The organism is Ilumatobacter sp. (assembly GCF_046290335.1).
Lineage (GTDB): Bacteria > Actinomycetota > Acidimicrobiia > Acidimicrobiales > Ilumatobacteraceae > Ilumatobacter_A.
In genome coordinates, this window is sequence record NZ_JBKAGH010000008.1 from 116,339 (window position 1) to 139,095 (window position 22,757).

A 22,757-nucleotide genomic window follows, 5' to 3' on the forward strand; every position below is an offset into this window, starting at 1 on the left:
GCCGGCGACACGGCGAGACGGTTTCTTGAATCAAGGGACGATCTGTCGTCGTCGATGACATCTCGTGCGTTTCACCCTTCGACCAGCAGGCGGCTCGTTCGCGTTGCGTCTGCTCGTCCTGCTCTTCGTGCCGCTGGTCGCGTTCGGCACGCTGGCGATCCAGCGCATCGACGAGCAGACCACGGCAGCCCACGAAGCGCGGGCGCTCGTCGAGGACGCACGTCTGCGAAGTGACGTGGCCGCCGTGTATGGGCCGGCGCAGCTCGAACAGATCGCCCTCGAGGGCCTCGCCGTCGTCGATTCGATGAACGTGCCGCGCGGCCTGGTCGTCACCTTCGCCGGTGTCGACTTCGAGGCCACCTACGACGAGAACGACCGACGACTCGACGACGCGCTCGACAACTTGCTCGATCGGCACAGCACCCTGGCGTTCACCAACGGCTCGACGCTGCGCGACGAGTTGAGCTTCCTGCGCGGCACGCTCCAGGCTCAGCGCGCGCTCTCCAGCGAGTTCCGCGCCGACCAACTCGACGTCCGCACGGTGTTCGAAGAGCTGTCGTCGACGCTCGCCGATGCAGCTGCCAGCAGCGAGCTCGCCAACGACGTCGACCGCCGCCTTTCGGGTGAGCGGAACCAACTGGTGGCCATGACCAGGTTGATGGAAGCGGCCGGCGACCGAGGAAGCGCACTGCTCGACAGCATGTTCATCCCGTCGGTCAACGCGATGCGCCAGGTCGTCATCACCGACGCCCGCCACGCCGACGCCGCAGCAGCGTTCGCGAAACTGCTCGACGACCGCACGGCGATCGACGGCCTGCTCGACTCGCTCCCCGCCGTGTCACCCGAACTGCTGGCTCTGACGGGTTCGGCCGACGACCGCACGAGCATCGATCCGGCGAAGGTGCAGCTCGCCGCAGGCGAGTTCGTCGCCCACCTCGACTACCTGGCCGCGCTCGGTGACTACTCCACCGACTTCCACCGAGACGTCGTCGTTACCCTCGAGGACACCGCCGACGCTGCCGAGCGTGCGGCAACGCAGACCCGGCTGTTCGTCGGATCCGTGATCGCCGTCAGCCTGCTCCTGCTCGGCTTCGTCGTCTGGTCCACACTGCGCCCTCTGCGTCGCCTGACGAGGCGCGCTCGTCGGATCAGCGATGGCTCCTTCGACCTCCAGCCGCTCCCGGTTCGTGGCCCGGCCGACGTGCGAACGCTCACGTCGACGGTCAACAAGATGACCGCGACCTTGCGAGCGGTCGACCACGAGATCGGCATCCTCGCGACGGGGCCGGGCGAGCATCATCAGGTCGATCTGCCAGGAGCGATCGGCGTGTCGCTCAAGCAATCGTTCCATCGGCTCGAATCCACCACTCGACAACTGCACGCCAGCGAACTGCTCGCGCGGGCCATCGTCGAGCAGGCCGCCGACGCGATCTGGACCACCGACACCGACGGCATCATCACGCGCGCCAACGAAGTCGCCGGCGCCCTGACCGGCGTGGCTCCCGACGACCAGATCGGTACGCCACTGTCGACCCACCTCCCGCTGACCGACGGTGAGGTCACGATGACGACCCCGAACGGCGAAACGGTTCACCTGCTGATCGCCAGCAGCCAGATCGACGGGCCCACCGCGCCGTTGGTGGCCGTGATCGCCCGCAACATCTCCGAACGGCTGCGCTTCGAGGAACGGCTCGCCTACCAGGCGCACCACGACGCGCTGACCGGCCTGCCGAACCGGTACGCACTCCTGGACGCGATCGCCGCGGCGCCACCGGACGAACCATTGTCGGTGCTGTTCGTGGACCTCGACGGGTTCAAGTCGGTCAACGACACCAAGGGCCATGTCGCCGGCGACGCCGTGTTGAGCGACGTCGCGCAGCGCATCTCTCGCCACATCCGACCAGGCGACCTCGTCGGCCGTCTCGGCGGGGACGAATTCGTGGTCGTCAGCCACGACGTCGCCGACGAGGACTCGATGGTCGCGTTCGCGTATCGGCTCATCCGCGAGATCGAGCAACCGTCGGTCGGACCAGACGGATTGATCGCCCTGTCGGCCAGCGTCGGCGTGGCCACCTTTCCGGGAGGGCTCCGAGCTGACGGACTGTCGCCGCTCGACGCCATCCGGCGATCCGACTCGGCGGTCTACGCCGCCAAGCGTCACGGGCGTGGCCGGGTCGAGGTCTTCGACGCTCGACTCCAGGAGCGCATCGTGCGCGACGCCGACATCGAACTCGCGCTGCGCCAGGCCGTCCCGAACGGGGAACTCGAACTCCACCTGCAGCCGGTCTTCGACATCCGATCCGGCCGGTTCGCCGGTGCCGAGGCGTTGATTCGCTGGAACCGTCCCGGGGTCGGTCTCGTTCCGCCCGGCCAGTTCATTCCGATCGCCGAACGCTCATCGCTGATCGCCGACATCGGCCGGTGGGTGCTCAACGCCTCGTGCGACATCCTCGCGAGATGGCAACGCGACAGCGAGCTCGCGTCGATGCAGGTCGCCGTCAACGTCGCCGGTTCGCACCTGATCGACGGTGATCTCCTCGCCGACCTCGACGACGCGATCGCGCGCACGGGCATCGACCCACGACTCCTCGAATTCGAGATCACCGAGACTCAGCTGATGCAGGACATCGAACGGGCGAAAGCGGTGCTGGCCGAGATCCGGTCCCGCGGTGTGAGCGTCGCGATCGACGACTTCGGAACGGGCTACTCCTCGATGGCGTACCTGCGCGAGCTCCCGATCGACGTGCTGAAGATCGACCGGAGTTTCGTCGCCGGCCTCGGAGACGGCGACCCGACGGTGCTCGACGCACTCCTCACGATCGGCCACGCGCTCGACCTGACCGTGGTCGCCGAGGGGATCGAGACCGCCGAGCAACTCGCGTTCCTCACCGCTCACGGATGCGACCGGGCCCAGGGGTTCCATCTCGCCCGCCCGCGCCCGGCGGCGCAGGTCGAGCGGGTCATCGCACCCCGCAAGTGGCGGGGTCAGACGCAAGATCACCGCAGCGTCAGCGTCTGAGCGGGACCCCGCCGACGTTCCCCCGAGGCGCTGCGCTCACGCTGCGTGGGCTCGTCGGGGAACTCTGTCACAGGGCTGTGCGCATGATGGCGACATGAACACCACCTCCGAGCGCACCACCCTCCAGGGCACCATCCCCCAGCGCACCACGACCCCGCGCACCACGACCCAGCGCGAGTCGGTGGCTGCCCGCGACATCTCGACCGCGCCGTCCGTCGCAGCGGCGCCCGGCGTCGGCCGGGCCGACTCGGCGGACCACGAACAACTCACCCTGCTCTCGGTGCCGGCCGACACTCGTGCGACCCAGCTCCCCACGTCAGCGGTTCACCCCCGCTTTCAGCTCAACCGCAAGACCCGCGAGATCGGGCTCGCTCACGTCGCCGAGATCCGCCGTCAGCTCGCCGAGGCTCAAGCCGTCCGCGATGCTGCGAACGTGCAGCGGCTGCCACGCCGACGCACGACGGCGGCGTGACCCCGATCAACCAGCCGACGGCGAGAGATCTCGAACCGCCTGCCAGTGGTTCAGGTCCGGATCGAGCGGCAAGATGGCGAGCGAGCTGGTGGTCACGCCGTTGTCGAAGTACTCCTGGATCTTCGCTCGACACGCAGCCGGCGATCCGTGAACGATCAGGTCATCGACCACCTGGTCGGGGATCTCGGCCAGCGCCGCCTTGCGGTCACCGGCCTGCCAGGCGTCCCACATACCGCGGAGTTGATCTCCCCGTCCGAGCCACTCGTGGAACGCGGCGTAGACCGGCACGTTGAGATACGCCGCGATGGCGAACTTCGCCGCGGCTCGAACGACCTCGGAGTTCTCGCTGGGGCAGCAGAAGATCCGACACACCACCTCGCGCTCGTCGCCACCAGCCGCGTCGGTGACCACCTTGGTCACGGTCGGCACGTCGTGCGGAGCGAGCCAGTTGATGATCACGCCATCGCTCTCCCGACCTGCGAGCCTCAACATCCCCTCGCGCAGCGCCGCGACCAGGATCTGCGGACGCTGCTCCGGGCGCACGCCCAGCCGGAACCCACTGACCTCGAAGGTGTCATAGGCCTTGCTCACCTTCTCGCCGTCGAGCGCATCGTTGAGGAAGCGCACGACATCGCGCACCTTCTTGTACGGCTGCTCGAACGGAATCCCGTTCCAGCGCTCCACGATCACGTTGCTCGACGAGCCGATGCCGATCGCGAACCGACCCGGCGCGGCGTCGGCCAGCGAGGCGACGCTTTGCGCGAACAGTGCCGGCGAGCGCGTGTACGCCGGCACGATCGCCGTGCCCAGACGCAGCCGTGGTTCCCAGGCGGCGGCGAGTGCGAGCGGCGTGAACGCGTCGGCGCCATCGCTCTCGGCCGACCAGATGTCGGAGTAGCCGAGATCAGCGAGTTCGGCCAGCTTGGCCTGATGCGAATGCAACGGGCCGGGAAGTGGGACGGTCATGCCAGGTCGAGTGGGGTGGGCCATGACGCCGAGACTAGGAGACGGCGTCCTCGATCAACGTGTCCCGACACCTGCGGTTCGCCCCGCCACCATCATCATCACGCGCCGCCGCCATCACTCGCTACCAGTACCGGTACCGCCACCGCCACCGCACAGCACGACCGGTGTGGGATCGCGCCTGCGATCCCAGCAAGCCATGCGGGGTTCGGTACGGTCTCGCCATGAGCGATGACACGTTCCAAGGTGATGCCGTCGGCCTGGTCGAAGCGTTCCGCGCCGGCGAACGATCACCATCCGAAGAACTCGCCGCGACCTACGCCGCGATCGACTCGAGCGACCTCAACGCCGTCTGCTTCACCGACCGCGAGGCTGCCGAGGCTGCCGCCCGAACCGCCGACATCTCCCTCCCGTTCGGTGGCGTGCCGATCGGCGTCAAGTCGCTCACCGACGTGGCCGGGTGGCCGGCCGACGAAGCTTCGGTGCCACTCAGACACCTCGTCGCCGCGCACACGGCCACCATGGTCCAGCGAATTCGTGATCTGGGCGGCGCCGTGCTCGCGGCGCAGACCACGTCGAGCGAGTTCGGCGGAGTCAACGTGACCCGCACCGTGCTCCACGGCACGACGCACAACCCGTGGCAGCACGGACGCACCCCCGGCGGTTCGTCGGGCGGATCCGCTGCCGCGGTGGCGGGAGGTGTGCTCCCGATCGCGACCGGCGGCGACGGTGGCGGCTCGATTCGCATCCCGGCCGGCTTCACCGGCCTCGTCGGCTTGAAGGGCACGTTCGGCCGCATCCCCCTCGGGCCTGCTGCGCAGTACGGCAACCTCACGGTCTCGACGGGCTGCATGGCCCGCTCGGTGCGCGACACCGCTCGCTGGTTCGACGTGACGAGCGGACACGACCCGACCGACCCACTGAGCCTTCCGAAGGATGCGCCGTGGGAGCCGATGCTGGGGACGCACGTCGATGCACTGCGCGGGCTTCGTGTCGCCGTCGTGCCCGACTGGGGCGGCGCCACCGTGTCGCCGGTGATGTGGGAACTGCTCGAGGAAGCAGCGCACCTCTTGATCGACGACGTCGGGCTCCGCCGGGTGGACGGCGTCGAGACCCAACTCCCGCGGATGGGCGCTGCGTGGTCGATCTCGGGGATGATCAGCATCGCCGAGCAACTCAAAGACCATTGGCCCGCCTGCGCCGACGACCTGACACCGGAGATGCGAGCCGGGCTGGAGCTGACCGCTGGGCGCTACGGCGCCGACGAGCGCGCGAAGATCGAGCGCCGTCGGATGGAGGTCAACCAGGCGATGGCGAGGATCTTCGATCCGAGCGAGGGGGTCGACCTGATCATCACCGCCAGCAATCCCGACGTCGCCTTCGATGCCGACGGCCCGCTCCCCTCCGAGTTCGGCGGTGTCAAGGCCGGCCAAGGCAACAACGGACTCCTCACCTTCCCCGCGAACCTTCACGGCAACCCCGCCATCTCGGTTCCCGCCGGCTTCCTCGACGGCCTCCCGATCGGCCTTCAGATCATCGGCCGGCACTTCACCGAGCCGCTGCTCCTCGACCTCGCGCTCAGCGTCGAACGAGCTCGCCCGTGGCCGCTCACGTCGCGCAGCACCACGACGGGCGCTCGACTCGCGTAAGTTGACGGCCGATGAAGGTTGCACTCACCGTCAATGACTTCCTCCGACGAGCGGAACTTGTCTATCCCGATCGCGACGCCATCGTCGACGAACCCGACCAACCCGCCGAGAGCTGGGACACCATCGACTACCGCGAGATGGCTCGCCGAGCCAAGGCGATGGCTGCAGGGCTCGACGCGCTCGGCATCGGCGTCGGCCAACGCGTCGCGATGGTCTCGCACAACTCGGCTCGTCTGCTCACTGCACTCTTCGGCGTGTCGGGCTCGGGCCGCGTGCTCGTACCGATCAACTTCCGGCTGGTCGCCGAGGAGATCCGCTTCATCATCAGGCACTCGGGAGCTCGACTCCTCCTGATCGACCCCGAACTCGCCGACGCCCTCGAGGGCGTCGACTGCGAACGCAAGATGATCATCGGCGCCGAGAGCGACGCCGAACTGCTGCGCTTCGACGTCGAACCCGAGCCGTGGGACGGCGACGAGGATGCGACCGCCACGATCAACTACACCTCCGGCACGACGGCTCGTCCGAAAGGCGTTCAGCTCACACACCGCAACGTGTGGATCAACGCCACCACGTTCGGATGGCACATGGGGGTCAGCGACCGCGACGTCTACCTGCACACGCTGCCGCAGTTCCACTGCAACGGGTGGGGGATGCTCTACGCGGTCACCGGCATGGGCGCGAAACACGTCATCATCCGAAAGATCGACGGCCACGAGATCCTCCGACGCGTCGCCGAGCACGGCGTCACGCTGATCTGCGGTGCGCCTGCGGTGCTCAACGCGGTCCTCGATGCGGCCACCGAACTGCGTGCGGCTGGCGAACCGGTTCCCGGCCGCGACCGCGTCCGCATCGTGGTCGCGGGCGCTCCGCCGCCCACCAAGACGATCGAACGCACCGAGACCGAGCTCGGCTGGGAGTTCGTCCAGATCTACGGCCTGACCGAGACCGCACCGCTCATCACGATCAACCGCAACCGCGCCGAGTACGACGCGTTGACACCGACCGAGCGGGCCCAGAAACTCGGTCGCGCCGGCGCGCCCAGCATCGGCACGACGATGGCCGTCGACGCCGAGGGCGAGATCATGGCCCGCAGCAACACGATCATGGCCGGCTACTGGGAGCAGCCCGACCAGACCGCACTGGCGATCCGTGACGGCTTCTTCCACACCGGTGACGGCGGCATCATCGACGACGACAACTACGTCGTGATCTCCGACCGCAAGAAGGACGTGATCATCACCGGAGGCGAGAACGTCTCGTCGATCGAGGTGGAGGACGCGATCTTCCAGCATCCGGAGATCACCGAGGTCGCCGTGATCGGCATTCCCGACGAGAAGTGGGGCGAGCTCGTCACCGCGCTCGTCGTCACCACGCCGGGCAGCACGCTCGACGAGACCGGTGTCATCGCGCACACGAAGTCCCTGCTCGCGGGGTACAAGTGCCCGAAGCGAGTCGAGTTCCGCGACGAACTCGCACGCACCGCAACCGGCAAGCTGCAGAAGTTCAAACTGCGCGAGCCGTTCTGGTCCGATACCGGCAAACAAGTGAACTGATCGGAGCATCGCAGCAGAGATCCCGGTTGTGGTGCCTCCATTCGGGTAGACCTGTTCGGCATGGACCCGCACCCGCTCCCGCTCGGACACGACCTCGGCATGAAGCCGTTCGAAGCGGTCCAGTACTTCTTCGACGAGGCCGCCGACATCCTCGAACTCTCGGAATCGGCTCGACAACTACTGTCGATCCCCAAGCGTGAGTTGCGCGTCGAGTTGCCGTTGCGCCGCGACGATGGAACCCTCTCGGTGCTCATCGGCTATCGGGTCCAGCACGACAACTCCCGCGGGCCCTACAAGGGCGGACTCCGGTTCCACCCGAGCGCCGATCTCGACGAGGTCCGCGCGCTCGCCTCGCTGATGACCTGGAAGACCGCGGTGGTCGACGTGCCATTCGGCGGAGCGAAGGGCGGCATCGAGGTCGACACCGCCACGCTGTCGCGCGCCGAGTTGCAGCGACTCACCCGCCTCTACACCCGGGCGATCGCCGACGTGATCGGACCGACCACCGACATCCCGGCACCCGACATGGCCACCAACGCGCAGGTGATGGCGTGGATCGTCGACGAGTACTCCCAGATGGTCGGACACGCTCCGGGTGTCGTCACGGGCAAGCCGATCGAGTTGGGCGGGTCGCCGGGCCGCAACGAGGCGACCGGCACCGGTTGCATCGTGTGCCTCGACCAAGCAGTCGCACACGCGGGCATGAAGCGCGAGCGAACGACCGTTGCGATCCAGGGCTTCGGCAATGTCGGGAGCTGGGCGGCGCGAGAAGCGCAGGAACGTAACTACGTGGTGGTGGCAGCCTCCGACGTCGGCGGCGCGGTGTACTGCCGAGGAGGCCTCGACATCGACCAACTGATCGAGCACAGCGACGCAACGGGTTCCATCACCGGCGCTCCCGGCGTCGACTCGATCACGAACGAGGAACTCGTCGCGCTCGACGTCGACGTGTTGATCCCGGCCGCCGTGGCCGGCGTGATCAACCCGAGCAACGTCGACACGGTCCGGGCCTCGATCATCGTCGAGGGAGCGAACGCTCCGGTCACGCCCCGCGCCGACGCCGCGCTCGCCTCGGGCGGCGTCACCATCATCCCCGACATCCTCGCAAACGCCGGCGGTGTGACGGTGAGCTACTTCGAGTGGGTGCAGAACATCCAGCGTTTCCGGTGGAGCCGCCAGCGGGTCATGGGCGAACTGGAGTCGATGCTCACCAGCAGCTATCGGCTGGTTCGGTCACGCGCAGACAAGCACGACGTGCCGTTGCGGGCCGCTGCGTTCGTCGTCGGCATCGACCGCGTGCACGAGGCGAGCAAACTTCGCGGCATCCTCTGACCGATCGGCGCCGACGGAGGCGTCTCGTACGTCACTCCAGCGTGGCGTACGTCGTGGAACGATCGTCGGTCGTGTGACCACGCACCTCGTCGACACAGGCGCGCAGATCGACCAGATAGTCGTCGATCACGCCCGTGTTGGTGTTGCTGACCGTCGAGTGCAGGTTGTCAGGTGGCCCCTGTCGATCGTGATACCAGCCTCGTGCGAGCAGGGCGTCGCCGAGTGCGAACATGTCGATCGGCGACGCGTCGTTGACGCCGCCGTCATCGGCCGCCATCGCGACGAGGTGGAACTGGCCGTCACCGAGCACCCGGATTCCGTCGATCGCCATGATTCCCGCGCGGAGTCTGTCGGCGTTGATCAACGTCTGGCGCGTCAAGTCGACGTAGCCGTCGACACCGAGGTGTTGCATCACCGCCCACGCGCACGCCATCGGCAGACCGGAGCGAGTGCCCTGCATGTTCGGCGAGGCGTAGAAACCACCCAGCCAACCGTCGAACACGAACGTCTGGTAAGCCCGCGACGCTTTCGTCCGGTGCAAGATGACCGACACGCCCTTGGGCGCGTACCCGAGCTTGTGGATGTCGGCCGAGATGGTCGTGACACCGTCGACTCGAAAGTCCCAAGGCGACACCTCGCGACCGAGCCGCTCCGCGAATGGCAGGACGAAACCACCCATGCACGCGTCGACGTGGCAGTTCGCGCCCACCGACGCAGCGAGCGCTGCGATCGCAGCAATGTCGTCTTGCACGCCGTGCGGGTACTGCGGTGCCGAGCCGACGACGATGGCGGTGTTCGCGTTGACCATGGCCGCCATGGCATCCACATCGGCGGTGTAGTCCGCTCGCACCGGGGCGATGCGAACGACGAGCCCGAAGTTGTGGGCCGCTTTGTGGAACGCCGCATGAGCGGTTTCGGCGAGCACGATCTCCGGCTCGGTGATGCCACGCTCTGCCGCGGCTCGTTCGCGCGCCGCCAGCACGCCGCACAGGATCGACTCGGTACCGCCGCTGGTGAGGAAGCCCGCCACCTGGTCGTCACCGTGCAGCAGGTCGGCGGTCCACCCGACGACCTCTCGTTGGATCTCCGCCAGCGACGGGAACGCCTGGGTGCTCAGCGCGTTCTCGTGGAGGTAGAGCTGCGCTGCACGCTCGGCCACCTCGTGGACGCTCGGGCCTCCGTCGTAGACCATGCCGAACGTCTTGCCGTCCGCCCACTTGACGTCACCCGCTCGCTTGTCGATCAGATCGGCGATCACGTCGTCGACGGGTCGGCCGGCTCGCTGTAGTGCTCCCATCGGATCAGTCTCGCGCAGCGAAGCCGACCCCTCCGCCTCGCCCGTCATCGACGCAGGCGTACCAGTCTGCGTCAGACACAAACCGCTACGCCTGCGTCCGGCCGCTGCGGTGACATGTGCGCCGACCCATGACACGACCTGCTATTGTCCGACGCATGACCAATCGGCTCACTCACCGATTCGCCGCGGCCACGCTCACTTCGCTCATCGTGGCGGCAGCGTGCGCCGGTGCAGACGCCGACGCTCCCGAGCCGCATGATGATGCAGCAACCATTCCGATGACGGTCGAGACCAGCGGATCGTCATCGGCGTCCCCCGACTGACGCCGTCTCGATGTTCGCTTGACACGACCCGGTACGGTCCGGGCATGAGCGCCGATCCGAACGCCACCGTCGTCTACCGAGCGCGAGCGATACGCACGATGGACCGGTCGCAGCCGGTCGTCGAGGCTGTCGCCGTTCGCGACGGACGGGTGTTGGCCGCCGGATCGTTCGAGGAATGCGCGTCGTGGGGGCCGCATGTGGTCGACGACCGCTTCGCCGATCACGTGATCGTCCCCGGCATGATCGAGGGGCACGCTCACTCGCTCGAAGGAGCGTTCGCGATGCTTCCCTACGTCGGCTGGTTCGACCGCCATCGCCTCGAGGGCACCGCGCCCGGCGTTCGTTCCTACGACGAACTCGTCGACCGCCTTCGCCGTCTCGACGCCGACATGCGCGACCGCGGCGCCGGGGCGCTCGAGCCGCTGGTCGTCGGCGGGTTCGATCCGATCTACTTCCGCAACGAGGCGCGCCTCACCCGTGACCACCTTGATCGTGCCTCGACCGAGCGGCCGATCTTCGTGTTCCACGCGAGTGCGCACCTCGCAACGGTCAACTCCGCGATGCTCGCCGCGCACGGCATCACCCGCGACAACGCAGTCACGGGCGTCGCCCGAGACACCGACGGCGAGCCCAACGGTGAACTCCAGGAAATGCCTGCCATGTCGCTCGCATCGTCGGCGCTCCAGAGCATCTTGCGGGCGATGAACGACCCGGCCTCGATCGACGCACTCGGGCAGATCTGTGCCAACCAGGGCATCACGACCGTGTGCGACCTCGCGTCGGCCGGACTCCAGCGGCCCGCCGTCCAAGACCTGTGGCACGCAACGGTCGATCGCGACACGTTCCCCGCCCGCATCCTCCAACGCCACGTCGCCGCGATCCCACCGGGAGCCTCCACCTGGGATGACGCTGCCGAGCACCTGCTCACACTCGCCGAACGCGACACCGACAAGCTCCGCACCGCCGGCATCAAGATCATCCTCGACGGGTCGATCCAGGGTTTCACCGCCAAGATGGACTGGCCCGGCTACTACACCGGCACCGACCACGGTGTCTGGATGACGGCGCCCGATCAACTCCTCGACATCTGTCGGCCGTTCCACCAGCGTGGGATCAACATCCATGCTCACTGCAACGGCACGTTGACGATCGACCTGTGGATCGACACCGTCGAACGGCTCGTGATCGAGTACCCGTGGCTCGATCACCGGCACACGGTCCAGCATTGCCAGCTGACCTCACCCGCTCAGTTCCGGCGCATGGCGAGGCTCGGCATGTGCGCCAACATCTTCACCAATCACCTCTGGTACTGGGGCGACGAACACCATGATCTGACCGTCGGCCCTGAACGCGCTCGTCGGATGGAAGCGTGCCGAACCGCCGAACTGGAAGGGGTTTCGTTCTCCATCCACAGCGACGCCAACGTCACACCGCTCGGTCACCTCCACACGATGTGGTGCGCCGTGAACCGAGTGACCCCCTCGGGGCGCGTGCTCGGCGAGAGCGAGCGGATCAGTGCAGCATCGGCGCTGCACGCCGTCACGATCGGCGCGGCGTACCAACTCCACCTCGACGCGGAACTCGGCAGCTTGGAATGCGGCAAGACGGCCGACTTCACCGTGCTCGACGACGACCCACTCGCGGTCGATCCGATGGCGATCAAGGACATCGGCGTGTGGGGCACGGTCGTGAGCGGCGTTCCGTTCCCGGGTCGGCACGCCGACTGACCCGATCCCCGGCGGCTCAGTCGACGCGTCGACCGGGCATGCCACCAGCCGGCTCGACCGAGCCGAGGTGCAGTTCGGCGAGCGCATCGAGCCGCCTGAACGTATCGGCGGTGTCGTCGAGACCGATGGCGACGAGGCCGACCTGCGGAGGGGTGCCCCGCAACGACACGACCTCACGCTGAGGGCCCACGCACTGGATCAACACGTGCCGCTCGGCATCGACGACGACCCATCCCTTGAGACGGAGCACGCCGTCGGGAACACCGGCCATGAACGCGTCGATGTCCTGACGTCCGATGCGCTCGACGGATCCATCGGGCCCCCAGCGCCAACGCCGATATCGCTGATGCACACTCGCTGCGCCGGAGGAGTCGTCGGAGCGCAGTCGATCGACGCCAGCGATCCACGGCGAGTCGGGGAGCACGACATCGATCGGGAGGTCACCCGCAACCGACTCGACGATCGGCGCCGCCGTGATGCTGCGCAGCCAGGTCCGCACCGGTGCGAGCTCGCCTGGATCGCACCGATCGATCTTGGTCAGCACCACCAGATCGGCGCCCTCCAGCTGTCGGCGCACCTCGCCGCCCACGTAGCGATCGGACGCGCTCCGCCGAACCGAGTCGGCCGCGGCGAGCACGATGGTCCCGCCTCGCTCGAAGCCCGGAACACTGCCCCACCGGGCGATCGCCGCCGGGTCGGAGACGCCGCTCGCTTCGATCACGATGTGGTCGAGGCGCGGCGCCACGAGCGCGAGCTCCCGCAGCGCCGTACCGAGGTCGTCGCCGAGGGTGCAACACACGCAGCCGTTGGCGAGGTTGACGAGACCATCGTCGTTCGCCATCGAGTCGGCGAGCAGCGCCGCGTCCACCCCGAGCTCACCGAAGTCGTTGACGATCACCCCGATGCGCCGGCCGTCGGCGCGGCGCAAGAGCGAGTTGAGCAGCGTCGTCTTCCCCGCGCCCAGATACCCGCCGATCACCGTGACCGGTATCGCCGATGGCCGTACTGCACCGACATGCATTCCCGCAGGTTCGCGCGTCGGAGCGAGATGAGTGACATCTCCGGCTCGTCGCGAACCGCCCGCCGCGGTGATCATCGTCACCATGGGACCATTGGATGGCGTCAAGGTTGTGGATTTCTCGGTCATGATCTCGGGGCCACTGGCCGCGATGATGCTCGCCGATCAGGGTGCCGAGGTGATCAAGGTCGAGACCCCCGGCTTCGGTGACATCATGCGGCTGCTGGGAACCTCGAAGAACGGAATGACCGGGATCTTCGCGAACAACAACCGAGGCAAGCGGTCGCTGGTCGTCGACCTCAAGTCCGATGGCGGCAACGACGTCATCTGCAAGCTCGTCGAAGATGCTGATGTCGTCATCCAGAACTTTCGTCCCGGCGCGATGGCACGACTCGGTCTCGGCTACGACGAGTTGTCGGCGATCAATCCGAACCTGATCTACACCTCCATCTCGGGCTACGGGTCGACCGGCCCGTACAGCAGGCGACGAGTCTATGACAACGTGATCCAGGCGGCCTCGGGCCTGGCCAGCGTGCAAACCGATCCGGCGACCGGCGAGCCGTCGATGTTCCGCACACTGTTGTGCGACAAGGCAACGGCGTACACCGCAGCGCAGGCGATCACCGCCGCGCTGTTCGCTCGTGCCACCGGCAAAGCCAAGGGTCAACACATCGAACTGGCGATGCTCGACACGGCCATCGCGTTCATGTGGCCCGACTCGGCGATGGACGCAGCCCTGCTCGACGACGACGTCACCCGCCAGCCGACGCTCGCAGCGAACTATGCCGTGACCCGTCTCGCCGATGGGTTCGCCAGCGCCGCTGCCGTCACCGACTCCGAGTTCATGGGTCTCTGCTCGACGTTCGATCGTGCCGATCTCGCGGAGGATCCGCGCTTTGCCAACACGCTTTCGCGTATGGCGAACGCCACGGAGATGGTGGCGCTGCTGACCGAGGCGGCCGCCCAGTGCTCGCTCGCCGACTTCGTCGAACGCTCCGAGGAGTTCGACGTGCCCGCATCGAAGATCAACTCCCTCGACGATCTGCCCAGCGACCCGCAGGTGCTCAACAACGAGGTCTTCGTCGAGCGAGATCATCCGATCGCCGGACGGCTCCGCGAACCTCGACCGGCCGCGCGACTGCACGCGACCCCGCAACAGATGAGCCGCGTAGCGCCCGGTCACGGTGAACATTCCGACGAGATCGTCACCGAACTCGGCCTCGACCCGCACGCCCTGCGCGCCGCAGGCGTCATCCACTGACTCGGGCGCCTGGGGTCGCGGCAGGCCTCAGCCGGTGGTGAATCCGCCGGCGGCGAAGGCCGCGTTGACGAGTCGTTCGAGGTCGGTCGAGTCGCGCACGTTGTCACCCGCGACGGTCACGGCCCACGTCACGCCGTCGCCGCGGTTGAGGACCATCGCGTGGGTCGCCTCGATCGTCCCGGTGTGGCCGAAGCGTCCCGCTCCGTAGGAGATGATGCCGATGCCGTAGCCCTGCTGTCCGTACTGGCCACCGACGGGGGTGACGATCTCGAACACCGATCGCTGGTCGAGCGGCTTGAACCCCGGCGTGTCGAGATCGAGCGCGTCCATGATCGTGACCAGATCGGTCGGCGTGGCGATCCATGCCCCCGCCGCTCCGAGCGTCTCCATGTAGTTGCGGCCGAGCGTGGTTCGGTGCTGCACCTCGTCAGGGCCGGGATCGATGGTGGGCGGCATCCGCATGCCCGAGATGCCGAGCGGGGTCAACAGGTAACGGTAGACGGCGTCCTCGTACGACAGCCCCGTGATGGCCTCGATGGCGAGCCCGGCGATGCAATAGTTCATGTTGCTGTAGACGTAGCCGCCTCCACCTGCACCGCTCGTCAATCCGCGCCGTGCTGCGTCGTCGCAATCGTCGGCAGCACCACCGAAGAACGTCGAGTCGAACTTCCCGAAACCAGAACGGTGGGTGAGCAGTTGGCGCAGCGTGAGGGATCGAGCCGACGCTGACACACGCAGCGTCGAGTCTGGGGCCACCGAACCGTCGGCCAGTTGGCCAGCGAGATGATCGGCGACCAGACCGCCGACCGGATCGTCCAGCGCGACCAGGCCATCGGCGACGAGCGCCATGACGACGATGGCGGTGATCGGCTTCGAGATACTGGCGATGCGGAAGCGGTCGTTCGGGTCGACCGGTTCACCACGCGCCGGATCCCGCACCCCGAACGCGGCGGCGTGGACGACATCGCCATCGATCGACACGGCGACGGACGCCGCGGTGTTCCCCGGGCGGATCAGCGCCGCCTCCAGCGACCGGTCGAACGCTGCCCACCCGGTGCGTGCAGCACCTGCGTCGTCGGGCAGCGCTCCACCGGCACCGTTCGTGGCGGTCGAGTCACCGGAGTTGGGAGGCGGCGAACCGCCGAGTCCGGCATCGTCGACCGGGAACCTGGCCAGGTCGACGTCGAGTTCGACCGGTGGTCCGAGTTCGAGCAACGGGTCGTCTGTCCCGGGATACGTGGCAGGAAACTCGTCCGCTGCCGCGTCGGGTTCGGCATCCAGATCACGATCGGCGCTGGCGTTCACCCCTGGTTGGGTCAGCGCGGTGGCGGGCGCGGGAGCGGCGAGCGTCGTGGGCGCCGCCGGAATCCGGTTCGTCGCCGACGCGTTCGGGACGGTCGTCGTGGCCTCGGTCGTCGTGGTGATCTCGGCGGCGACCGGGGGCGAGGCATCGGCCGAACACGAAACGACCGCCAGCGAGGCGACCACCGCCAGCACCGACCACGGTTTCGTCACGACGTCTTCACCACCGGACCATGATGACCGCTCGACACCCGGCAGTGGCGGCACCGGTCGCGATCAACCACGCCCGTGGGTCACGGCGATCGCTTGCGGCATACCCTCGAGCCAGATCGAGCCAGATCGACTCAGATCGACTCAGGTCTGGTCAAGCACGGCGCGGGCAACGATGTCGGTACCGAACGCTGTGAGGATCGCCAGGTACAACAGCCCGGTCGCGGCCATCACCGCCGAGTAGTACCGCTCACGCAACGCCGCCTTGGTGACCATCACGAGGATGATCGTGGTGAGCGCACACGCGCCCCACATCCACCCGAGGAGACCGCCCCAACCGTCATCGACCGTCCCGACCCAGACGCTGATCATTCCGGTCGGCAACAGCAGTGCGCCCACCTCGAGCGGCCACAGCCATGCCAGTGCCGTGACCAGTTCGTTCAGCAGTCGACGCGGGAGTCCGGGTTGAACGAGGTACCAGTGGCCGAGCAGCATGCCGTCGCTGATCGCCCCGATGAACGCCGCACCGATCAGCGTTCGCAGTAGCGCCACCGTGGTGTTTCCACCGGCGTCGATGGCCGCTGCGATCAACCCGACCATGCCGATGAGCGCCGGCACGAGGTCGAGTACGGGTGGGAACTCCTTCACACGGGTCGTCGCCCCGCTCTCACCGGTGCCGACACCTCCGACGTCGCGCCCACCGCTGTCCGCGGCTGATGTGGTTCGTTCGATGCCCGTCATCGCCGCAACGCGCTCGGAGCGCCGATCGAACTCCTCCTGCTGGCCGCTCACCCCGGCCGACTTGCGAGCGATCGACACGCCCAGACCGACCAGGCAGGCAGCGGCGACGCCGAGCGAGGCGCCCTCGCGTACCGGGTTCACCCCGAGCGCGAGCCCTGCGGCGAACGCTCCGATCGCGAAGCAGAAGTAGACACCTCGCAGCAGCCAGCCATAGCCGAGACCGACCACCCGACGCCGTGTGGTGAACCAGCAGAACAGCATGCCCCCTGTCGCCCATTGCAAGAGCACGGTCGCGGCGTCGAGGCGAATCACAGCCGATCAGGCTAACGCCGTTCCCGGTTCTAGCCTGAGCGGTGCATGACCATCGATCGTCGCATCCGTCCGCTCCCTACCGGCATCGCGACGTCCGCCCGAGCAGCGATCATCGCCACGGCCGTCGCCTCACTGTTGCTGACCGGCTGCTTCACCGGCGAACGCCCGAGCTTCGACGACGAGGGCGCCAACCGCGCCGGCACCAGCACCGGGAGCCCCGACATCGATGCCGTGGCGGAGCGCCTCGACGAGGTCGCTGGGGCCACGTTCACGGCAACGTTCGTGATCGAGACGAAGTTCGGCAGTCTGACCTCGACCGGCACCGTCGTGCAGACCTCCGACGGCCAGCGCACCGTGACGGTCGAGCGTCCGGCGGCGACGACGCGGTACTCGATCCTCGACGGTGACGAACAGACGTGCAACGTGTTGACCGGCGAGTGCGAGTCTGCGTTGAACGACGCTCGGATCTCCGATGTCGGCATCCCGCACACGTTCTACGGCCCGTCGTTCGCGACCCGCTTGCGCGTCAGCGCGGACCGACGCATCGGCGAATCGAGCGCCTACACGTCGCCGATCGCCGGCCGAGATGCTCGTTGTGTCGACGTGCAGGTCGCTGGTGGCACCGAGACGTTCTGCTCGCTCGACTCCGGCGTACTCGCTCGCTTCATCGGCAACGACGTCACCGTCGAGTTGACGAGCTACTCGCCCGACGCCGACCCGGCGATGCTCGCAGCAACCTGAGTCGACCAGTCGAACCTTCCGCACGAACCCGCCGGGCGGCTCGTGAAGTCAGACGGCAACGAGCGAGTGATCGGAGTTGTTGACCGGCACCGGTCCGCTCTCGGTCGCCACGACGATGTCTTCGAGTCGCATGCCCCACTTGCCCGGCACGTAGATGCCGGGCTCGACGCTGAAGGCGTGGCCCGCTTCGAGCGGTCGCTCGTTGCCCTCGACGATGTAGGGATCCTCGTGTTCTTCGAGGCCGATGCCGTGACCGGTTCGATGGATGAAGTAGTCGCCGAACCCGGCTTCGGCGATGATCGAGCGAGCCGCACGATCGACGTCTTGACACGGTGTTCCGACCGTCGCGGCGCGAACGGCGGCAGCCTGAGCCTCGTGCAGCACGGCGTACGCCTCGGCGACGTCGCTCGCGATCTCACCGGTGAAGAAGCACCGTGTCGTGTCGGAGCAGTACCCGTTCATCGTGCCGCCGAAATCGCACAGCACGATCTCGTTCTTCCGGATCACCCGGTCGCCGGCGTGATGATGCGGGCTCGCTGCGTTCTCACCGGCGGCGACGATCGCGAAGTTCACTTTCTGATGACCCTCCTCGATGATTCGCCGGCCGATGTGCGCCGACACGTCCGCTTCGGTCCGGCCGACGAGTGGAATCTCACCGCGCTGGAGTTCGCCGGCGATCGTGTCGACCGCTGCACCGGCGGCGGCCAGCGCGTCGATCTCGGCGCGGTCCTTGCGCATGCGGAGCGGGCCGACCACGTCGACAGATCGTGTGTACTCGACATCGCGAAGATGTGGGAGGAGTTCGACGAGGAACCGTGCCCACATCTGGTCGCCGACGGCGATCCGCTTCGAGCCGGCAGCGAGCCGAGCGACGATCGCCGTCGGATCGTCGGTTTCTCCCCACGGAACGATGTCGAACACACCGGGCTGCTCCACGACTCGGGCTCGCTCCAGGCCGGGGATCACCATCGTTGCGTCGCCCTCGCGGGGCACCACCAGCATCGTGAGGCGTTCGAGCGGCATCGCGGTGTATCCCGTGAGGTACGGGAGGTCGTGTCCGACCGAGATCAGCAGCGTGTCGACCGACTCGGCCTCCATCGTCGCACGTACCCGGTCGAGTCGATCGAGGTACACGGCAGCATCGGCAGTCTCGGAACTCATGCGTGCAGTCTGCCAGTGTCACCCGCTGGTCGCCTCGCGCAGCGCGCCCACCAAACGCCCGCACATCGACGGGTTCACCCCGGCCCTCTACAGTTGTCCGCGTGACGACACCCGCCGCGGCGAATGGCATGCCGGTCCTGCATCGCACCATGATCAGCCGCCCACGGCTCCTCGACGTGATGGCCGATCGGATCAACCGGTCGGTCACCGTCATCACCGCGGGCGCCGGGTTCGGCAAGAGCACGCTACTCGCCCAGGCGATCCACGACCCGATGATGTCTGGATTGGCCCACATCGTGTTCCACCGGCTCGGGAGCCGTGACCACGACGCGTCGCGCCTCACCGAGTCGTTGACTCGCCAGATCGGCGAACTCGCTGCGTCGCTCGTGGCCGCCGGCGACGAGCACCCGTTGCGCCTCGATCGATTCGCTCCCGACGTCTCGGTCGCCGATCAACTGTGGCACCTGAGCCCGGTGCGCGTGTCGGTCATGATCGACGATCTCCACCACCTGCCGCCGGGTGCGAGCGGTTGGACGGTGATCAACGACCTCATCGGCGATCTCCCCGACAACGCAGACCTGGTGTTCAGCGGTCGCGGACCGCACGAATTGAAACTGGCCCGGCTGATCGCGCGCGGCGAGGCGGTCGACATCACCGAGTCGATGCTCGCGTTCACGGACGACGAACTCGACGAGTTCGCCAGCAACCGTGGCGTCGACCGCAGCCACCTCGACGACCACGGATGGCCTGCCTTGGTCGAGTTGGAGGCCAGCGCGGGGTTGGCCGGCGCGCACAGCTTCGTCGCGCAAGAGGTCCTCGATCGCCTCGACCCCGGCCGGGTCGCCGCGCTGCGCCGCTTGGCGGTGGTCGACGTGATCGACGCCGAGATCGCCGCCGAGATCGCCGCAGTGTACGTCACCGGCGCCGGAGCAGCCGAGCCGCCCGAACCGCAAGGGGGCGTTGCGTCGATGACGCCCGGTGAGTTGCTCGCCGGACTGCCCCTCACGACTGCCCTCGACGACGGCACCTGGGTCATGCACGATCTGTGGCGCGAGGTCCTCACCGCCGCACTCCCCGACGCCGAGCGCCGCGTCGTCGCATCGAGCGTGAGCGCCGTGCTCCGGCGCCGAGGACAGCTGCGCGACGCTCTGGTTGCGGCAGTCGCCGGCGACGATCGAGACGCAGGTGTCCAGACCCTCGTCGAGTTCGCCCGCGACCTGCCACTGCGACACTCGATCGCCGACCGCCAAGCGGTGATCGACCTGCTCCCGCCGACGCTGTCGTCGACCGCCGAGGCCGAGTTGCTGCGCGCCGACGTCGCATACGCGACCGAACCGATGGCGGCAGCCGAACCGCTACAGCGCTCTATCGATGCCGCGACCGCCCAGAACCGCCCCGAGGTCACCGTGCTCGCGTTGCTTCGACTCGGTGACCTCGCGTATCGCTCCGGCGACCGAGCTGGGCTCCGTGATGCGCGAACTCGACTCGGTCGGCTCGCCGACCTCGGCGGCACGGGAGCCGAGGCCGGCCTCGCGTTGACCGATGCCTGGCTGCTCATGCTCGACAACGCTTCCGAGGCGGCGCTCGACGCCATGAAGTCGCCGGCGCTGCCGCGCTATCGGCCCGTGAGCTCGATGGTCGACTACTACCGCGCCGTGCAGCTCGGTCACGCCGGTCGATGCGACGCATCACTCGCAGCCCTCGACGACCTGAGGCGCACGCCCGACGCCCGCATCCTCGAACGCTTGGGCGGCTTCGGGACGTTGATGACCTGGTGGACCGGCCGTCTGCAGGTGGCGGGCCGAGCGGCCACGCTGCAACTCCTCGATCGCCTCGGCGCCGACCGACAGGTCCACCTGTACGTGGAAGCGGCCGCCACTGCGGCGTTGTTTCACGCCTCGGCTGGCGAGGTGACCGCCGCTCGCTCCCTCATCGAACGAGCGACCGCGCAGGCCAGCCGAGTACCCGACACGGCATGGGGGGTGATCGCGATCCAACTGGCGACGGCTGCGGTCGAACTGATCGACGGTGACGAGGCGGCAGCTGCGGCACGGCTCGAACGGGTCGTACCCGAGTCGGGCCCCTTCGACGGCGTCGCCCGCCACGTGTTCGGCAACGCTGGGGCGATGATCTACGCCCTCGTACCGCGAGCGCGGCCGTTCTTCGACGCCGAGACGGTCGGCCCCGACCTCGCGGTCGCCACCCGGGTCGGATCCGCACTCGTGTCGTTGCGCGAACACGGCAGCACCGATGGAGCCGTTCGCCTGCCTTGGGATGACCTGCCCCGACTCCGCACGTGGGCCTACGAGCCCCATCTGGCCGAACTGGCCGTCGCGGCGATCAGCGCCGGTTCGATTCGCGCCCGAACGGCCCTGCAGGCGCTGCTCCACGATCCGCGGCGAGCACTGCGCGGTGTCGCCGCCCGCCACGACGGACCGGTCGGCCAACTCGCGGCGACCGAACTCGCAGAAACCCCACACCGCCCCGCCGACACCGTGCGCGTCGGAGTTCTCGGCCCGACGATCATCACGTTCGGCGACGAACCGGTCGACTCGGCCATCCCGATCAAGCGCAAGATGGTTCGCGAGCTGCTCCTCCTTCTCGTGATGCGCCGAAGCGTGCGACGCGACGAGGCCGCCGCAGCCATCTGGCCAGACAAGGACGAGAACGCTGCCCGGAACAACTTGCGCGCCACGTTGAATCACCTTCGTCAGCTGCTCGAAAGCGACGGCAGCGACGACAGCAGCCCGCCGTGGCACATCCGTTCCGACGGCGAGTCGCTCACGTTGTTCGCAAGCGACCGCCTCATCGTCGACAGCGATCTGTTCATCGCATCGATCGACGCCGCGCGCAGCGCCGACCGAGACCGTCGCGCCGCCGACGCACTCGAGGCATACCGACACGCCGTCGAGCTGTATCGCGGACCGTTCCTCGACGACGCGCTCGATCAGGATTGGGCGTTCAACCAGCGCACGACGTTCCACCTCGACTTCGTCGACGCAGCGACCCGAGCGAGCGAACTGGCATCGGGACGGGGCGACACCGACGCTGCGATCGGCTTCGCACGCCGAGCGGTCGACGCCGAGGAACTGTCGGAACGAGCCCACCGAGCGCTCATCCGCGCCCTCACTGCAAGCGGCGACCGGGCGGCGGCACGGCGTGCCTTCGATCGCGTGTGTGCCGTCCTCGCGGCCGACGGCCTCGAACCCGACGGTGACACGTTGCGCCTCGGGGCTCAACTCGGCGCTCCCGTCACCCGAAGCTGATCCTGACAACGTCATCGAAACAGACGCGGCCGACGAGCGTCGCCGGCGCCCTCGGTTTGTAGCGTGGCTCCATGACTGCGAGCACCCCCACACAGGTCGATCTCTACTGGCGTCCGGGCTGTGGATTCTGTTCGTCGCTCATCCGCCAGCTCGACAAACTGGGCATCGACCGGGTCGAGCACAACATCTGGGAAGATCCGGCCGCCGCCGAGATCGTTCGCACACACGCGAACGGCAACGAAACGGTGCCCACCGTCGTGATCGGCGAAGTCGGAATGGTCAACCCGTCCGCAGCACAGCTTGCTGCGCATCTCGCCCAGCATGCCCCCGACCTGCTGCCCGACGGCTACGTCGCGCCCGAGCCCGGTCCGGTCGGTCGGGCACTCGGCAAGATCTTCGGCTGAGCA

General features: G+C 67.8%; 17 protein-coding genes. 11 read left to right on the plus strand and 6 right to left on the minus strand.

What is annotated here, in order from left to right:
* The first annotated feature begins 64 nt into the window (after positions 1-64).
* The gene (locus tag ACE37B_RS22380) at positions 65-3,019 is read left to right on the plus strand and encodes a putative bifunctional diguanylate cyclase/phosphodiesterase (protein ID WP_409925567.1); all 2,955 of its coding nucleotides are present in this window, start codon (positions 65-67) and stop codon (positions 3,017-3,019) included.
* A 94-nt stretch (positions 3,020-3,113) separates the two neighbouring features.
* Positions 3,114-3,491 (plus strand): hypothetical protein, encoded by a 378-nt coding sequence (locus tag ACE37B_RS22385; RefSeq protein ID WP_409925568.1) that lies wholly within the window; start codon positions 3,114-3,116, stop codon positions 3,489-3,491.
* Between the two features lie 6 nt (positions 3,492-3,497).
* Here ACE37B_RS22385 and ACE37B_RS22390 read toward each other — a convergent pair whose 3' ends face one another.
* Complete coding sequence (locus ACE37B_RS22390; protein WP_409925569.1) at positions 3,498-4,481, minus strand: LLM class F420-dependent oxidoreductase; 984 nt, start codon at positions 4,479-4,481, stop codon at positions 3,498-3,500.
* A 197-nt stretch (positions 4,482-4,678) separates the two neighbouring features.
* Between ACE37B_RS22390 and ACE37B_RS22395 the strand changes: the two genes are divergently transcribed.
* The 3 genes from ACE37B_RS22395 to ACE37B_RS22405 are packed head-to-tail and all read left to right on the plus strand — an operon-like array spanning position 4,679 to position 8,991.
* Entirely contained in the window at positions 4,679-6,103 is a 1,425-nt protein-coding gene (locus ACE37B_RS22395; RefSeq protein ID WP_409925570.1) for an amidase, read from the plus strand.
* Positions 6,104-6,114: 11 nt separating this feature from the next.
* Positions 6,115-7,659: an AMP-binding protein gene (locus ACE37B_RS22400; RefSeq protein ID WP_409925571.1), complete on the plus strand. Its 1,545-nt coding sequence runs from the start codon at positions 6,115-6,117 to the stop codon at positions 7,657-7,659.
* 60 nt (positions 7,660-7,719) lie between these two features.
* Complete coding sequence (locus ACE37B_RS22405) at positions 7,720-8,991, plus strand: Glu/Leu/Phe/Val family dehydrogenase (protein WP_409925572.1); 1,272 nt, start codon at positions 7,720-7,722, stop codon at positions 8,989-8,991.
* Positions 8,992-9,022: 31 nt separating this feature from the next.
* On the opposite strand, the gene ACE37B_RS22410 is transcribed toward ACE37B_RS22405, so the two are convergent.
* Complete coding sequence (locus ACE37B_RS22410) at positions 9,023-10,336, minus strand: pyridoxal phosphate-dependent decarboxylase family protein (protein ID WP_409925573.1); 1,314 nt, start codon at positions 10,334-10,336, stop codon at positions 9,023-9,025.
* Positions 10,337-10,443: 107 nt separating this feature from the next.
* Here ACE37B_RS22410 and ACE37B_RS22415 point away from each other — a divergent pair, with 107 nt between their 5' ends.
* Positions 10,444-10,611, plus strand: coding sequence for a hypothetical protein (locus ACE37B_RS22415; protein ID WP_409925574.1), 168 nt, complete (start codon positions 10,444-10,446; stop codon positions 10,609-10,611).
* Positions 10,612-10,655: 44 nt separating this feature from the next.
* Positions 10,656-12,338: an amidohydrolase gene (locus tag ACE37B_RS22420; RefSeq protein ID WP_409925575.1), complete on the plus strand. Its 1,683-nt coding sequence runs from the start codon at positions 10,656-10,658 to the stop codon at positions 12,336-12,338.
* Between the two features lie 16 nt (positions 12,339-12,354).
* Here the strand turns inward: ACE37B_RS22420 and ACE37B_RS22425 are convergent, their stop codons facing one another.
* Positions 12,355-13,359, minus strand: coding sequence for a CobW family GTP-binding protein (locus tag ACE37B_RS22425; RefSeq protein WP_409925576.1), 1,005 nt, complete (start codon positions 13,357-13,359; stop codon positions 12,355-12,357).
* A gap of 82 nt (positions 13,360-13,441) precedes the next feature.
* On the opposite strand from ACE37B_RS22425, the gene ACE37B_RS22430 reads away from it, so the two are divergent.
* The gene (locus tag ACE37B_RS22430; protein WP_409925577.1) at positions 13,442-14,617 is read left to right on the plus strand and encodes a CaiB/BaiF CoA transferase family protein; all 1,176 of its coding nucleotides are present in this window, start codon (positions 13,442-13,444) and stop codon (positions 14,615-14,617) included.
* 27 nt (positions 14,618-14,644) lie between these two features.
* On the opposite strand, the gene ACE37B_RS22435 is transcribed toward ACE37B_RS22430, so the two are convergent.
* Together ACE37B_RS22435 and ACE37B_RS22440 are read right to left on the minus strand one after the other, a co-directional pair.
* On the minus strand, positions 14,645-16,132 hold the full coding sequence (locus ACE37B_RS22435; RefSeq protein WP_409925578.1) for a serine hydrolase domain-containing protein: 1,488 nt from the start codon (positions 16,130-16,132) through the stop codon (positions 14,645-14,647).
* A 141-nt stretch (positions 16,133-16,273) separates the two neighbouring features.
* Entirely contained in the window at positions 16,274-17,182 is a 909-nt protein-coding gene (locus tag ACE37B_RS22440; RefSeq protein ID WP_409925579.1) for a hypothetical protein, read from the minus strand.
* A gap of 45 nt (positions 17,183-17,227) precedes the next feature.
* Here ACE37B_RS22440 and ACE37B_RS22445 point away from each other — a divergent pair, with 45 nt between their 5' ends.
* On the plus strand, positions 17,228-17,923 hold the full coding sequence (locus ACE37B_RS22445; protein ID WP_409925580.1) for a hypothetical protein: 696 nt from the start codon (positions 17,228-17,230) through the stop codon (positions 17,921-17,923).
* A 48-nt stretch (positions 17,924-17,971) separates the two neighbouring features.
* On the opposite strand, the gene ACE37B_RS22450 is transcribed toward ACE37B_RS22445, so the two are convergent.
* Complete coding sequence (locus ACE37B_RS22450; RefSeq protein ID WP_409925581.1) at positions 17,972-19,084, minus strand: M24 family metallopeptidase; 1,113 nt, start codon at positions 19,082-19,084, stop codon at positions 17,972-17,974.
* Positions 19,085-19,185: 101 nt separating this feature from the next.
* On the opposite strand from ACE37B_RS22450, the gene ACE37B_RS22455 reads away from it, so the two are divergent.
* Positions 19,186-22,350, plus strand: a complete 3,165-nt coding sequence (locus ACE37B_RS22455; protein ID WP_409925582.1) for a BTAD domain-containing putative transcriptional regulator — start codon at positions 19,186-19,188, stop codon at positions 22,348-22,350.
* Positions 22,351-22,421: 71 nt separating this feature from the next.
* A complete protein-coding gene (locus tag ACE37B_RS22460) occupies positions 22,422-22,754 on the plus strand; it encodes a glutaredoxin family protein (RefSeq protein WP_409925583.1) in 333 nt (110 codons plus the stop codon).
* Positions 22,755-22,757 lie beyond the last annotated feature (3 nt).